Here is a 14,695-nt window from a genome sequence, read left to right on the forward strand (position 1 = left end):
GTTTATAGAATACAGTTAAATTTACTTTTAGCTGCGCGGCGGAAAAATGTTAGTACTGATCAAAATGATGGAGGATTTTACTATTTTTTTAAATCCCATTTACATTCCTGTTTCAAGCCAGGCAAATAAATACTTCAAATATTTAAATATGGTTCTGAATGTCGATACCCCACTACTCCCCCTGAAACACCTTCTTCAAATACGCCGTATTAGCCCCGTAATTATACCGCGTATCCCGCGGCTTCGTCGCATCCCTGCTGCGTTCTATCACCAGCCAGCCGCTCCATCCCATCTCATCCAGCGCCTGTTTCACTTTATACATATCAACCTGCGGATCATGCTGCAGCCATACACTATCCTTATTGGTGGCATGGATCATACAAATCCGGTCCTTCCCCAGCGTTTTCAGTTCGCTGATCAGGTCCCGCCCTTCCTTGAGGGGGTTAGAGAAATTGAAATAAATTTTTATACCGGGAGAACCAATTTCCTTCAGCAGCTTTACCTCTTCCTTCGCGTCCAGCGGGGTTTCTATGCCAATGACTACGCCCGCTGCCGCGGCCATTTTACCGGCTACCTTCAAACGCTCCACTACCGCCCTGCGTATTTCCGGATTTTTTTTAAGGTCGCACTGCACGCCCAGCGGCAGAAAAGCCGTTTTAACCTGCATGAGTTGCATGGTTTTAATACAATCTTCAATAGAGCGTTTGTACTCCTCCCGGCCGCAGAACGACTGTGCATAATACCCTGTCATCGCCAGGGAAAAGATCTCCACCCCGTTGGCTTTCGCCGTTTGCAGGAAAGTATTTCTCACGGAATCGATCAGTAGCTTGTTATCAAACGTAGGCCTGTTGCCGAGGCCGCCCATATCCACCTCCACGCCGTCGGCGCCGAGTTCCGCTGTGAGCGTAATAGCGCCCGGCTTCTGACGCTTCAGCAGCATGAGGTCGATCAGGCCGATTTTGTAACGCTGGTTCTCCCGGGCAGCCTGTGTAGCGGCTTTAAACACCGCTTCCAGCTGCTCAAAGCCTTTCACTGCATGGGCCGGCAGTTTTTCTCCATGGTCCCCGAAAACATACATAGCCTGCTCCGGTTCAATGGTGATACCGGTTTCATTGGCCTTGCCGCTGGCATCCAGTATAGCGGCGGCATTCAGCTTCAGCGTCTTCGCCATGAACTGATATACGGCCGTTCTTTTGTTGATACCATAATCATGTTTCTCCGCCGGCAGGTGTACATTCTCCACGTTCTCTTTATGGCCGTACCAGCTGTAAATTTTCTGCAGGTAGCCGAAATCGTGTTCTGGCATCCGGTCCGTCCAGTCGCCGCCATCGCTGACAACCAGCTGCGGGCGTGGCGCTGCCATGGCGGCAAGTTCCACATTGTCCGTACGGCCGGCGCAGTTATGTACCGGCATACCGCTTTCGCAGGGGCAGCCGCCGTAGAAGTAACTGGAAAGCGATACCACAGGCGCGGCGACCGTTATTCGTTTATCCACCGCCGTTAGCAGGGTGGTATGCGTGCCGCCGCCGGAGCCACCGGTAACGCCTACACGGGTAGGGTCCGCCGACTTAAGCGATAGCAGGTAATCCAGTATCCGTATGCCTCCCAGCACCTGTATCGTCATAGCCAGGCTACGCCGGTGATCTTCCGGCTTGAACTGCAACAGGGATTCGCCCCAGGCAAACAGGTCGTAGCTAAACGCCATGGCGCCCATCCGGGCGAAGGCGGCGCAACGGAGCTGGCAATCCGCCCGGTAACGCTGCTTTTCCCAATGGCCTTCCGGATTCAGAATTACGGGTATCTTCCCTGAATACTTCGCCGGTTTATACAGGGAACCATTGACCCACACGCCGGGCAAAATCTCCAGCGCCACATTTTCAACGGTATAGCCATCGTGCTTCCTCACGGGCGTCACAATAGGCGCCGCCGCCGGAGCTGCGGGCAAGGGCGAAAGCTGCAAAGCCTCCATAATGCAGGGCCGCAGCTCGCGCTTACGCGCCTCCCACTCGTCCAGGTTGTGGTATTGAGCAGCAATCCGGTCCAGCTCGGCCCAGCCTTCTGCCACCGGCCAGCGGTAATATTCGTAATTCGATAGTTTGAACTTGTTGTCGCCCTCCTTCTTTACCTTCATTTGCAGCGGCTGCAGGATATTGTTCAGTGTCGCTTCCACGTCCGGCCGGTATTTCCAGTCGGCATATGTAACCCATTTGCCGGCAACGGCCGTATCTGCATATTTAATTTTCACCTGGTATTTTTGCTCAATATCCGTCAGCACCTGCTTCAGCGGCTTGCGGTATTGATCGTCGGAATTCTGCGCTGTAGCGGTTTTCAGGCAGACCGCCATTACCAGCACGGCGAAAAAATATCTCCACATAACTATAACTTTTAATTATTCTTCCGATGCATTGGCCGCGTCATCCGGATTATTGCCCGGCCATTGCCCGTTTTCAATGGGCTTCAGTTCCAGTTTAGCCGGATCGAGGACCACATGCTTGATCCGCTCCCTGCGCCAGGTGTACACGATGTGTACCAGTCCATCGCTGGTTTGGATAACGGATGGATAGGAATATTGACTCACGGGCGAATCTTCCAGCACCACGGCTGCACTCCACTGTTTGCCGTCTTTTGATACGGCTACATTCAGCGGCGTACGCGCCCCTTTGCCATTCTTCAATTCCGGCGCGGGCTTCACATGGTTGTACACCAGCAGCTGCCGGCCGTCCTTCAACGTCACGGCATCCGTGCCGGAATTGTTATTCGGTAAAGGCGAAGCAGTCATAGGGCTCCACGTTTTGCCATGATCCGTACTCCACGTTTCATTGATGGTCCGGTTTTTACTGCGGCACATCAGCTGCCAGCGGCCATCCGCATAGGTTAGCAGCGAAGGTTGAATGGCGCTCACCGTTTTACCATCGTTGAGCGGGCCTGTTTTCGTCCAGGTTTTGCCGTAGTCCGTAGTTATTTCCAGGTGCGCCCGCCAGCCGTCTCTTTCCGTACTGGAAGGGCAGATCAGCCGGCCATCCAGCAGCACGGGCTTGTTTTTGATCGGGCCGAGAAAGCCTTCCGGCAGGGCTTCCCGCTGACTCCATGTTTTACCGTTGTCGCGGGACCGCATCATCCAGCCCGTCCACCCGGCTACGTTGGGGCCTATCTTATAAAACAGGAGCAGCTCCTTTTCCGGCGTATAATATAATACCGGGTTGTAACATGCGTACCGGGTCGAGTCGTTCAATACGCCGTCCGCCACCATCACGGGCGTCGTCCAGCCTCCGTTTTTAAAGTGACTGGTCCAGATGCACACATCCCTGAATCCTTCTTTGGTACCGCCAAACCAGGCGGCCACCAGGCCCTCCGGCGTTTCCGCAAGGGTGGCGGCATGACTTTCCGGGAAGCTTGCCCGCCGGAAAATAAATTCATCTCTCACCACCCCTTTTCTACCACTAAAAACCGAACGCAACTGGTAAGTACCGGAACGCAGCTCCAAAACGGCGTACCGGCCTTCCATACGGAGGAATCGCACACCGGCGGCTTTGGCCAGCGGCTTACCGCCTTCCGTAATGCCGGCGCTGTCATTGGCCGGGATGTACGCCAGCGCGGAAGTATTAGCGGGGAGACTGATTTGCCAGTTAAAATCCCCGATGCTTTTTTTCCAGCTGCTGCCAACTGTTCCGTAAGCGCTTTGGTAAGCAGCGTTCACAAAGTCCAGTCCATCAATGTTTTCCGGCTTCATCACGAGGCGCTTGAATGCTATCCCGCTGGCATCGCTCTTAATACCTGCCAGGTTTTCGTATAGCCATATCAGGTAGTCGCCCAACAGCATCACATGATTTTGGGAATTCATTTCCGGGTTGGCCGTATTGCCGTTCCAGAGTTCCCAGATAGTAGTGGCCCCGTTTTTAACCATATAGCCCCAGCTGGGGTAAGTATCGTTGCTGGCAAGGGTAAAGGCGATGTCGCTCCGCTGGAAGTTGCTCAGCCCCCGCAGCAGCCATTGGGTACCGATCACGCCGGTACTGATATGCATTTTATCCGCGACCTTAATTTTGTTGTACAGGCTATTAAACACGGCCTCCCGCTGGCCTTCCGGCGTCATGTCAAAATACAGTGGCAGGAGGTTCGCAGTAACCGTGTTGTTGTCGTAATACTTCTTATCCGCCTTAAAGAATTTTTGATTGAAGGCATCCCGCACGGAATCACGCAGTTGCTGGTACGTGGGGATGTCCGCCTCCGAATGAGCAATGGCCGCAAACCGCTGCATCATGCCAAGCAGGTAATAATAGGTAGCGGTGGATAGTAAGGCTCCATTCGTAATACGCGCACTGTCCTTCGCATGAATACTGCGCAGGTTTTCAGGCGGCACGCACCAGTCCCCATACTTATCCTTCGTCATAATACCATTTTTCAGGTATTTGTTTTTCATATAATCCATCCATTTTTTCATGGAGGGGTAATGCCGCACTATAGCCTGTTCATCGCCATACTGGCGGTAAAGCATATCGGCCACCATCAGGTAAGTGCCCGGCCAGGTGATGTTATCGGAGTAATACCGCCAGTAGGCCGGCGCTATATCCGGCAGAGCGCCTTCCGGCGTTTGCGCATCTTCAATATCGTTCAGCCATTTGGCGTAAAGGGCGGCATTATTGAACAGGAAAGCCTCTCCCGCAGCGCCTGTAGCACGGTCGCCCAGCCAGGGCTGGCGCTCGTTGCGTTGCGGGCAGTCCATCGGCATGCCTTTATAATTGGAGGCAATGCCCCACCAGGCATTCCTATGCACGGCGTTGATGATGGGGTCGGAGCATTCGAAAGTACCGGTAGTCGCCATGTCGTCATACAACACCTCTCCTTCAAAGTCGCTGAGGCTGGGCGTCCCGGGGAACCCGCTTACTTCCGCATAACGGAAGCCATGGTACACAAACGTCGGTTGCCAGGTTTCCGGCCCGCCCCCTTTTAGTGTGTACTTATCCGTTACCTTCGCGTCGCGGAGGTTGGCCACATACAGCTGCCCGTCGGGTTGGAGGCTCTCGGCAAATTTCAGCGTCACCGTTTCCCCCGGCTTACCGTTGACTTTTATCTTCAGCCAGCCCGCGAAGTTCTGGCCCATATCCAGTATATATCTCCCCTTACCCAAATCCTTAATGGACGCAGGGCGCAGGGTTTGCATGATCTTCACCGGCGGTATCATCTGGGCGCGTAACTCCCCGCCCGGACTATCCACCAGTTCCGGCTGCAGCCAGTTGCGATCGTCAAAGCCCGGTTGCTGCCAGTTAGCCCATTCCTTCCTGGCGTCATATTCTTCCCCGTCGTAATCGTTGTTAGTCCGGATAGGGCCGTCTACATTGAGCTTCCAGGTTTCGTCCGTAGCCACTACCTGCTTTTCGCCGTTGCGATATTCAATTTCCAGCTGCAGTAATAATTTGGGATATCCGTAGGTAACGTGTTTGGCGGGCTTGTAGTTTTGGCGCATCGTGAAGTAGCGTCCGTTACCTACGACCGTGCTGATCACATTGGAAGCTGTTATCTCTCCCGTAACATCAAATGTATTATACAACACCGTTTTGCCAAAATCAGTAGGCGCAGGCGTTAGTCCATAGCTGTTAATGCGCTTGCCGTTGATGCTGAGGGCATACACGCCTAACCCGGACGCATATACGGTGGCGCGCTTCACGCCGCCCTTTGCGGTAAAAGCTTTGCGGAAATAGCGTGCGGATAAACGGGACCATTGGGAAATGCTGTCGTACGGCGAAGCATGATCATACCCGATCCAGCGGGCTCTCCAGTCGCCCGGTTGCAACAGCCCCATACTGAAGCTATGCACGGTGCTCCATGGCGTTTGTCCTTTACTGGTCCAGGCTTTCACTTTCCAGTAGCAGGCCTGGCGGCTTTGTAGCGACTTCCCCCCATAGCGGATATGCAGGGAGGCATCCGAGTTAATGACGCCGCTGTTCCAGAGGTCCCCGACATTTTTGTCTAACAACGCTTTGGAAGAGGCCACCAGCACCTGGTAGGCCGTTTGCTGCACATCCCGCTGCGTAGATTGCAGCTGCCAGCTGAGCCGCGGTGCAACTGCATCAATACCGGCCGGATCTTTCAGCCCTTCGCAACGCAGCTCCTTCACGGTAACCTGCCCCAGTACGGTAAAGGCGCCGCAAAGGCAGGCCAGCAGCAGTGTTAATTGGAAAGTTACTTTTCTCATTTCCCAGAAAAATCAAAATATAATGTCATAGATAAAGCCCGGGAAGGCTCCTTTTCATAATCGTAAAAAATATTTTTTCCGCCCATAGGGCCCGTTGTTTCATTACGCTGCGTCTTGGTGCCAATACTGCTGATGCCCTGCAAAAATGATATATCTCCGGGCGGGAACAGCGGCTCGTAATTATGCCACTGGTCCGTTTTCCAGGCGGGCGTAAACAACCGCAGGAACAGGTTTTCCGTGGTGGTAACCACCTTAAAACTATTGCCTTTCATATGAAACGTAGCCCAGTAAAGGTTGGCATGGTATCCTTTAAATTCCGGGTACACCCATGGCCATTCCCCGGTTTCGGTATTGTTATACGGCTTGTTCCAGATGCCCAGCTGTACGCCCTTGCGGCGGTTTTTCCATACGCGGTAGGGCCCGTCGCCCATGTACGTAACACCAGTGATCTCCTTTTCCGGAAAGGAAAAAGTAGCGCCCACATAATTGGTGAAATATGACGCAGGAAAATAGTGCAGGTCCAGCCGCACCCAGCCGGAGGGATAGATCGTCCACCGGAGGGTATTGTAATGCTCCTTCTGATGGAAGGCGGATTCCAGTATCAGCTGCCCGTTCTCTTCGCGCCGCGATAATTTAGCAAAATTATTTGTCCCTTCCACAATTAAAGGACCAGCGGCCAGCGGAATATCCCCTTGGGCATTCACCACCTTAGCCAGCAAACCAGTATTCATATTAAATGTCACTTTCACATCTCCTGCTGTAACCATGAGCAGGGAGTCTTGGTCCGTGGTATGAATAGGATGATTCCCGGAAAGCTGCACCAGGTCCGCCGCTACTGCCGCAGGCCGGCGTACCGCGTAGGTGCGCGATAATATCTCACGGCCATGGCTATCCGTTACCTGTAATTGCAATACGTCGTAGTGATGCCAGTCCGCGGGAAGCGGTACCTGCAGCGTGCCTTGCTGCAATGGCGCCATGTCCGGCGATGCGGCGTTACCGCTCACTTCCCGGCCGGTATCCAGTCGCTTCAGCTTCCACGTAAAGCGGCATGCTTGCAGGTTGGTAAAGTGGTATCGATTTTCCAGCATAAACCGGCCGTCAAATCCCGGCGCTATTTCCCGCCTGGCGATATACACCGGGCTCCAGATGTCTTTGATACTGTAAAAGCTGGCTTCCTTTTCGTGGTGAGGCCCCAGGATACCGTCCGCCCCGCGATGCTTATCCGTGTCCAGCGAATCGCGGAGGTCCCTGCGCACCACGCCCTGGTCAGCGAAGTCCCACAGGAAGCCGCCGGCGCTCAGCGGATCATGCCACATCATTTCCCAGTAATCTTCCAGCCCGGCCCCATGGCCTCCGTCGAATTGCCCATGCAGGAATTCCGTAGGCATGACCACTTCCGGGCCGTTATTGTAATTCCCAATCCCATAATTATACTCGCGGTAGTGCTGCGTTTCAATGCCGTTAAACAATTCCCAGGGATGCAGCAGCGGCCGCTGTTGCGGGTCCCAGGCATAGAAGAGGGAATCCAGGTCCCGGTTATGCCCGCCTTCGTTGCCATTGGCCCACAGCACAATGGACGGATGGTTCGCGTCATGCGCCATCATTTCCCGCAGCAGTTTTGTACCGGTAGGCGTATCATAGTGCCCGTGCCAGCCGGCCAGTTCGTCCATCACAAACAGCCCCAGGGAATCGCAGGCCTCCAGGAAGTGATCATCCGGCGGGTAATGGCTCATGCGCACCGCGTTCATGTTCATCTCTTTGATGAGGAGCACATCCTCCACGCTGTTGCGGACGCTCAGCGTACGCCCGGTTTCCGGCCGGAAGGAATGGCGGTTCACCCCTTTCATTTTTACCTTCACGCCATTTACGTATATCCCATCCCGTTGTCGCAACGTAACGGTCCTGAATCCGACAGGCTGGCTGACAACATGTGCCAGCTGGTTATTTTTATAGAGAGAAAATATAGCCCTGTAACGGTACGGCGCCTCGGGGTTCCACAGTACCGGCGATGCCATCTGCCGGTTTACCACAAACCCGCCGGAGGCTTTAAGGCCTGCCGTAAAACCCAGCGCTTTACCGTCGCGATCATATACCGCAACCGCGAGGCTGTCCGCATCGCCGGTGGTGGCCACCGTGGCCGCAAACGTGCCATCCGCTGCGGCGTTGATACTTAAACTTCGTATATGCGTAGCAGGTAGTACCTCCAGCCATACCGGCCGGAAGATGCCGCCGAAAATCCAGTAGTCGCCCCGGCGCTCCGCCGCATTCACGGACTCATTGGCCGAATGCTTATCCACCTTTACTTCCAGCGTATTCTTTTTGCCGTATTGCAGTAACGGCGTAATGTCGTACTTAAAGGCATAAAATGCGCCCTGGTGCATAGGCCCCGCCGGCTGGCCGTTCACCTTCACCGTGGCATCCGTCATCACGCCTTCAAATACCAGGTTGATGGATTTATTTTTCCATCGCGCCGGCACGTCGAACGCGAATTTATACAGGCCGGACTCCCGCCCCCTCGCACTGTCCTTCGCAAAACCGTAATTGTATTTCCCAAAGCCCTGTAACTCCCAGCAGGACGGCACGGGGATCGTCGTCCATTTACCGGCGTTCCTACCCTCCGTGCAGTAAAACTGCCAGGGCACGGCATCGTCGCTACCTGTACCGCTGAGGTACACTTTTTCCGTCTGCTGCGCCAGGGCGGGCAGCAGTAACAGGTGAAACCATATCGTGATGTACCAGCGCTTGCTCATAACTTCCCAACAACAGGCTGCAACTCAGGCGAGGCAGCCACTTTTTTTCCGTTAACCCATAGGCTTAATCCTTTTCCTTTTTTGTACCGGGTACCATCCTTATCCCAGATGATGGTGAGGTATTTACCATGGTACAGCACATTATCCAGGCAAAACCAATCCCAGGTACCTGCCGGCAACAAGGGATGTACGGTTATTTCATTGCCCGGCGCGGGGCGGAGGCCTGCCAGGCCGGTGATGATCAGGTCATTAAAGGTGGAATGATTGTAGTAGCGGCTCCGCTCCTCATCCCCTTTCAGCCAGTAGCCGGTCTTTTCGTCCAGGTACTCGCCGATGTACGGGCGGCCACGGTAGTACTGGGATTCCACGTAGGTTTGCAGGAGGCGGAAGTAATTGCTGTCCGCAATTCCAGCGGCGCGACCGCTGTTCAGTTCATTGGCCAGCGCCGTCAACGTCTGCGCGGTGGCAAAAGGCCATACCGCTCCATCCCACTCGCATTTGCAGCAGCCGTGGCTGCGGAACGCGGGGTGGCTCCTGTCCGCCGTCGTGATGCCGAAAGGCGCGCAAAAGGTTTTCGTATCCGTTAAACTGCGCCAGGCCACGCTGTACGCAGGGTCCGGCAGGTGGAAATACCAGGGTATAAACCCGATCTCTTCCTTCACCGCGGAAAGGGTATCCGCTTCTTTCAGCACTTCAAAAAATTCCTGGCCGGCGTTCCAGAGTTTGGATTGCACCAGCTGTTTGATCGTATCGGCTTTCCTGTTGTAAAGCTCCGCTTTGGCCGGCTCTCCGTTCATTGTTGCTATGCTTGCCAATGCCCGGGCATTGCCGTACATGTAGCTGTTGATGGAAGGCCTTGCATTCTTTTCCTTGCGCCCCCCGCTGATGGTTTCTTCCATGGCGTCCCGCACATCGTATTGCCAGTACAGGCCGGAGGGCAGGCGGCGCTCTGCTTCCCAGGCGCTGTAATCCTTTTCCAGGTCAGGGAACAGGTCCTTCACGAAGGAGGCATCGTTGTTTACCAGGTAGCGGTTGTAAATGGCGTCTATATTCCAGCTGCTGTAAAAGCGCAGCTTCTTCATAGGGCCGCCGTTATTACCCCGGTACCAGGTGTGCAGGTTATCGTTCATGTACTGCGGATTATGCAGCCACCTGGATTCGTAAATATGGTGCCCCAACGCGCTGGAAATCAGGTTGTACTTGTCCGCATAGGAACGCTGGATAAGGAACTCCGTGAACACATAACCTTTTTCAGTATGCTTGATGTGCTTGCGCAAGGTCCACCAGCGGTAATAATACAGCTCCTCGAAATTTTGCTGCGGGCATTCGAATAAGGGAATGTTCTCCTGCATCCACGCAGCGGCGCCGTCGTTCGGGATAGCCTGCTTTATGTTTTCATCTTCCATGGTATTGAAGTAGGAAACGTAATGCTTAAAATCCGCAAAGCGCAATACCATGGGCTTGCCCGCATGGCCGGAAAGGTGCTGTCCCTGGTTGGCCCTTCCGGCCGCATGGCCGGAAGAATGCAATCCCGCCGCCTTCTCCTGGTGTTTCGGCTGCGCGCCGGCCATCCCGGAAAGCAGCAGCAAAGCAATCATTATTCTCTTCCTCATGGGCGTGTAGCAGTTTTCAGGTAATGAATCAGGTAACGGGCTTCCGGCGCCTTGCTGTCCGCCGCCGGCAGGTCATAATCCTGGTCCGTTGGCGTATCGGCATCCGGGAATCTCACGGTATGGCCTGTACGAAATACGATGCGGTTCACGCTGGCCACCGGCGCAAAGTACACGTTCAACACCGGCCTGGCATCATTGAGCTGCACGGTGTAAAAGCGGGTAGCGGTGTTAATGTCCAGTTTTATTTTTAACCGCTCGCCGGATTTATAGCGCCCTATACTCCGGTTCCGGTAACCTTGTTTCGTATATACGGTACCGGTACTATCCAATATCAAACGCAGGCAGGGACTGCCTTTGGGGTCCGTCACCTCTATTTCCAGGAGGCCGGTGCTATCCTGCTGCGGGGTAATACTGCATTCCAGTTGTACCTGCCGGCCTTCGGGGAATACCCGCTCGGCCTTCGCGTAATCAAACGGATCACTGTCCCTCAACGCCAGCGCCCCGCCTTCCATTGCCACCCTGCACCAGAGCGGACTATAAATATTCCAGTACCGGAGGGTTTGCTCCGCCGGCATATCCGCAAATACTTCCTGCACATCTTCCGTCTGCTTGTCGATCACCGGCGCCGGTATCTTACTCACCCAAATATCCTCCTTGTTCATGCTGTAGGTCACCCACATATGCCCATCCGGCGGATGGCCATCCATCTCCTGGATGCCCCTTACATACTGAGGGCCATAGCTTTTATAAGCGCCGCCATAGCGCAGGGCGGATATCTCCCCGTTGACCAGCAAGAGGTTGGTATAATTAAGGCCATCTGCGCTGGTACTAACGGCGAGGGGCCAACGAAATTCCGACGGGTTGTACACGGTGGCATAGCGGCCATCCGAAGTACGCTGCCCCCATATTTTTGCATTGGCATTTACAAAGCCCGGCGCCCGGGTTGGGTTATATTGCCAGCTGCGGCCTTCATCCGTGGAAATGCTCGTCAGCGCGTATTTCCAGAGGCCCGCCACCCGCCCGTCCGGCAGGTGATAGTAGCTCATGGCCTTGAAGTCTTTCTTTAAAGGGATCAGTTCATCATTGCGGTCGGATTCTTCTACCATCTGCTGCATCAGCAGGCCGTTATGCAATATCTCCTCACAGGCGGCGATCAATCCCTTGTCCTTTGAGGATTTATAAAAAGGATAGCTGGTGTTCTTTTCATTGAACTGGTGGTTGTACCGGAGGAAGTACACCGGCCCGAAGCTCCCGTCCGCCTTGATTTCCCGGATCACGCGGCCAATGCCGTTGCCATCGTTCGGGTCATCCTTCGCACCCAGTACAATGCCGTAATACCCCAGGGCAAACAACCGGTTGGATTTGGAAGTATAAAAGCCGATGCGCTGGTGCATCACCGCCAGGCTGTTGCGGGCAGTATCCTTGCGGCCCGGCTTCACAAAGCCATCCGGTATTTTGTATTCCGGGAAGATGACCACCGGCGTACTCCAATGGTAGCCATCCGCCGAGGATTGCAGCAACGTGCGGCCCGGCGGCACGTGCTCGCCAACGGGGTTGCTGAGGTATTCCAGGTAAAAGCGGCGCTGCCAGTAGGCCAGCATGGGCGCATGGTTGTACGTCCAGCTGGTAACGCCGGTATCGCCGCGGTTGGCCCGCATGGTTTGGATATTATGCACCCCGATGGCCGGCGATAACTGGCCATGGTGGTAGTCTACATTCGATAACGTGGCGCCGGTGTACCGTACCGTATCCTGCGCCGCTGCAAATAGAGGCAGCATACAGGCGGACAATACCAGGCAGCTCATCCTGATCAGCTTCATGGTTTTCCGAGTTGTTTCAACAGGCCGTCTACTACTTTCCTTTTCACCGGCACAATCGTACCGTGCTTGTGGCCTTCCGGCAGCGCAATATTTTCCACCGGCCGGAAGGTTCTGAAGTCCGCGGTTTCAACCGCTTCATACGTCTTTTTGCCGTAGGCATCGTAATAGATCAGCCATTTATTTTTAAGCTTCACCACGGAAGGCCCTTCCGTGAGTTTACCGGTAAACGGCGCTGAAACGTTGCTCCATGGCCCCAGCGGACTACGGCCATGCGCTACCTTCAGGTCCCGCTCCGGTCTTGTATTATCCTTAAATACCAGTACGTATCGGTGCTTGGACTGCCGCACAATCACCGCATCAATGACGCTGTATCCCGGATCAAAGAACAATTCACTCTTCCCGAAATGCTGTAAATCCTTTGTACGTGTATAATACAGCCGGTGGTTGTTACTATCCTCCTCCAACCCTTTGGCAAACTTGCCCGGGATGCAGGAAGCCCATACCACCTTCATGTCCCTGGCGGCCTGGTCATAGTATAACTCCGGCGCCCATACGTTTACCGCGCCTGTGCCCTGCATCACGGGTAGCTGCCCCTGTTGGGACCAGTGCAGCAAATCCCTGGAAGTGGCATACCCAAAGCCCTGATCATTGCGCCAGCTGCTGGTCCATACCAGGTAAAAAGTTCCGTCCGGCCCCAGCGCCATGCTGGGGTCCCGCATTACTTTTTGGGCGCCTGCTTCCGGCCGCAGGAATACGGTATCCATATCCTTCCATCGGTAACCGTCGTAGGAATAGAGCAGCCGGAGGCCGTCTGTGGCGGGCTCCCTGAAAGAGGTGAAAAGGTAAGCCCGGCGGGAGCATGCGGTAAGTGCAGCAACTAATCCGAGCAGGATATATAAAAGCGGTTTAGGCATAATGGTATCAATTATTTTACTGGTCAGCTTTGCGCCAAATGCTATTTTTCCAATACCAGCACCCAATCACTTCCATTCTCTCTCCCTGCCGGCGGCGTATAACTCACCACCGCTGCGCGCTGATCAGGCGTCGCTTTGCGGTACCTACCGCTGGCCGGATCATACCAGGCCGCCTTTCCCACGCGGAATCCCAACTTCGCCTGATCCACTTTAAACGGGTGGCCGGTAAACGTATATACATAAGCGTAGTCACGGCCTTTCGTCGCTACCAGGTGCTCGTACTGCGCGCCATTGTTCTCCGGCAGCAGCTCCTGCGCCGGTTGGCGGTCCAGGTACCTGCGGGATTCTATCAGCTGCTTCAGGTACTGCATCTGGTTGGCGCCCGGGCTGTTAATCGCTTTTTCCCAGTCCATATTCACCCCGTAGTTCGCGCCTTCGTCGCCCTTCGAATGAAACTGCATCACGGCATTTTCCCCGTAGGTAAATCCAGCCCCGCCTGCAAACACGCTCCAATAGCCGTACCGGCGGAGGTCCGCCGCATTCCAGCGTACTTCCAGGCTGTCGTGCAGCCCATGTGGAATATTTTCGTAGGAAGGCTCTCCATCCAGCACCGGCTTGGCGGGCTGCAAACGATAGTCCGCTTCCACGTATTTCCAGTTGTCTTCCCCGTAATGGTTTTTATCATTGGCGCTGGTATCCTGCGCATAGGTCCTGTGCCCGCTCTGGAACATATTGAAGTCCAGCCAGGGCGCCTGGTGGAACCATTCTGAAGAAGAATAGCGCCCCCGTGGGTGGTAGGTGATCAGGTGCTGCGCATCGTTCTGCCGCAGCGTTTGGCCAATGGTCTGCCAGACCTCCATCCCTTCCGTCGCGCGGATATCGCCGCCATTTACCCAAATGATATTAGGCTTGCTGCCAAAACGCGAGGTAAGGAAGCGCGCGTAGGCCGCCGCCTGTTCTGCCGTCACATAGCCGGCTTTCACATTGCTGCCCCATACCGGCACCAGCGCCAGGTACATCCCGCGTTTGGCGGCTTCATCGATCACAAAGCTGATATGGTTCCAGTAGTTATGCGGGTCCGCCGTCAGGTGCGGGCGGGATACGTCTCCGTTGATCAGGGCGGAATCGCCATAGGCATTTTTTGCTTTCCGCACGTCGTGCAGCAGCATGACCTGTATCACATTAAACCCTTGCCGCTTGCGGGTATCCAGGTATTTCACCGCCTCTTCCCGGGTGCATTTCACGAACAGCAGCCAGCCGGTGTCGCCCAGCCAAAAGAAGGGCTTGCCGTCAGCGGTAACGAGGTAGCGTTTATTTTCCGCTACTTTCAAAGGCAGCGCCGTCTGTGCGGATAACGCTGCCGCATATACGAATACGCCTATTGCCAATATCCATTTTTTCATAA

At 54.7% G+C, this 14,695-nt stretch carries 7 protein-coding genes; all 7 read right to left on the minus strand.

Going from position 1 to position 14,695, the window contains the following annotated elements:
• Nucleotides 1-172 precede the first annotated feature (172 nt).
• Genes BOC67_RS17055 through BOC67_RS17085 form a run of 7 tightly spaced genes read right to left on the minus strand, consistent with a single transcriptional unit; the run spans nucleotide 173 to nucleotide 14,693 of the window.
• The gene (locus tag BOC67_RS17055; protein ID WP_291911848.1) at nucleotides 173-2,374 is read right to left on the minus strand and encodes a sugar phosphate isomerase/epimerase; all 2,202 of its coding nucleotides are present in this window, start codon (nucleotides 2,372-2,374) and stop codon (nucleotides 173-175) included.
• A gap of 15 nt (nucleotides 2,375-2,389) precedes the next feature.
• Nucleotides 2,390-6,193 carry a family 78 glycoside hydrolase catalytic domain gene (locus BOC67_RS17060; RefSeq protein ID WP_291911849.1) on the minus strand — a complete coding sequence of 1,268 codons (3,804 nt, stop codon included), beginning with the start codon at nucleotides 6,191-6,193 and terminating at the stop codon, nucleotides 2,390-2,392.
• The gene (locus BOC67_RS17065) at nucleotides 6,190-8,943 is read right to left on the minus strand and encodes a glycoside hydrolase family 2 TIM barrel-domain containing protein (RefSeq protein ID WP_291911850.1); all 2,754 of its coding nucleotides are present in this window, start codon (nucleotides 8,941-8,943) and stop codon (nucleotides 6,190-6,192) included. The genes BOC67_RS17060 and BOC67_RS17065 overlap by 4 nt, the downstream gene beginning before the upstream one ends.
• Complete coding sequence (locus tag BOC67_RS17070) at nucleotides 8,940-10,556, minus strand: glycosyl hydrolase family 65 protein (RefSeq protein ID WP_291911851.1); 1,617 nt, start codon at nucleotides 10,554-10,556, stop codon at nucleotides 8,940-8,942. Before BOC67_RS17070 ends, BOC67_RS17065 begins: the two co-directional genes overlap by 4 nt.
• Nucleotides 10,553-12,376 (minus strand): six-hairpin glycosidase, encoded by a 1,824-nt coding sequence (locus BOC67_RS17075; RefSeq protein WP_291911852.1) that lies wholly within the window; start codon nucleotides 12,374-12,376, stop codon nucleotides 10,553-10,555. Before BOC67_RS17075 ends, BOC67_RS17070 begins: the two co-directional genes overlap by 4 nt.
• On the minus strand, nucleotides 12,373-13,290 hold the full coding sequence (locus BOC67_RS17080; protein ID WP_291911853.1) for a glycoside hydrolase family 43 protein: 918 nt from the start codon (nucleotides 13,288-13,290) through the stop codon (nucleotides 12,373-12,375). Before BOC67_RS17080 ends, BOC67_RS17075 begins: the two co-directional genes overlap by 4 nt.
• Before the next feature lie 41 nt (nucleotides 13,291-13,331).
• Entirely contained in the window at nucleotides 13,332-14,693 is a 1,362-nt protein-coding gene (locus tag BOC67_RS17085) for a glycoside hydrolase family 140 protein (protein WP_291911854.1), read from the minus strand.
• Nucleotides 14,694-14,695: the final 2 nt, after the last annotated feature.

This window comes from Chitinophaga sp. CB10 (genome assembly GCA_001870995.2).
Taxonomy (GTDB): Bacteria; Bacteroidota; Bacteroidia; order Chitinophagales; family Chitinophagaceae; genus Chitinophaga.

Coding starts and splice junctions, on each gene's coding strand:
- BOC67_RS17060 (WP_291911849.1), bottom strand. CDS start 6,193: ATGAGAAAAGTAACTTTCCAATTAACACTGCTGCTGGCCTGCCTTTGC.
- BOC67_RS17065 (WP_291911850.1), bottom strand. CDS start 8,943: ATGAGCAAGCGCTGGTACATCACGATATGGTTTCACCTGTTACTGCTG.
- BOC67_RS17080 (WP_291911853.1), bottom strand. CDS start 13,290: ATGCCTAAACCGCTTTTATATATCCTGCTCGGATTAGTTGCTGCACTT.
- BOC67_RS17075 (WP_291911852.1), bottom strand. CDS start 12,376: ATGAAGCTGATCAGGATGAGCTGCCTGGTATTGTCCGCCTGTATGCTG.
- BOC67_RS17055 (WP_291911848.1), bottom strand. CDS start 2,374: ATGTGGAGATATTTTTTCGCCGTGCTGGTAATGGCGGTCTGCCTGAAA.
- BOC67_RS17070 (WP_291911851.1), bottom strand. CDS start 10,556: ATGAGGAAGAGAATAATGATTGCTTTGCTGCTGCTTTCCGGGATGGCC.
- BOC67_RS17085 (WP_291911854.1), bottom strand. CDS start 14,693: ATGAAAAAATGGATATTGGCAATAGGCGTATTCGTATATGCGGCAGCG.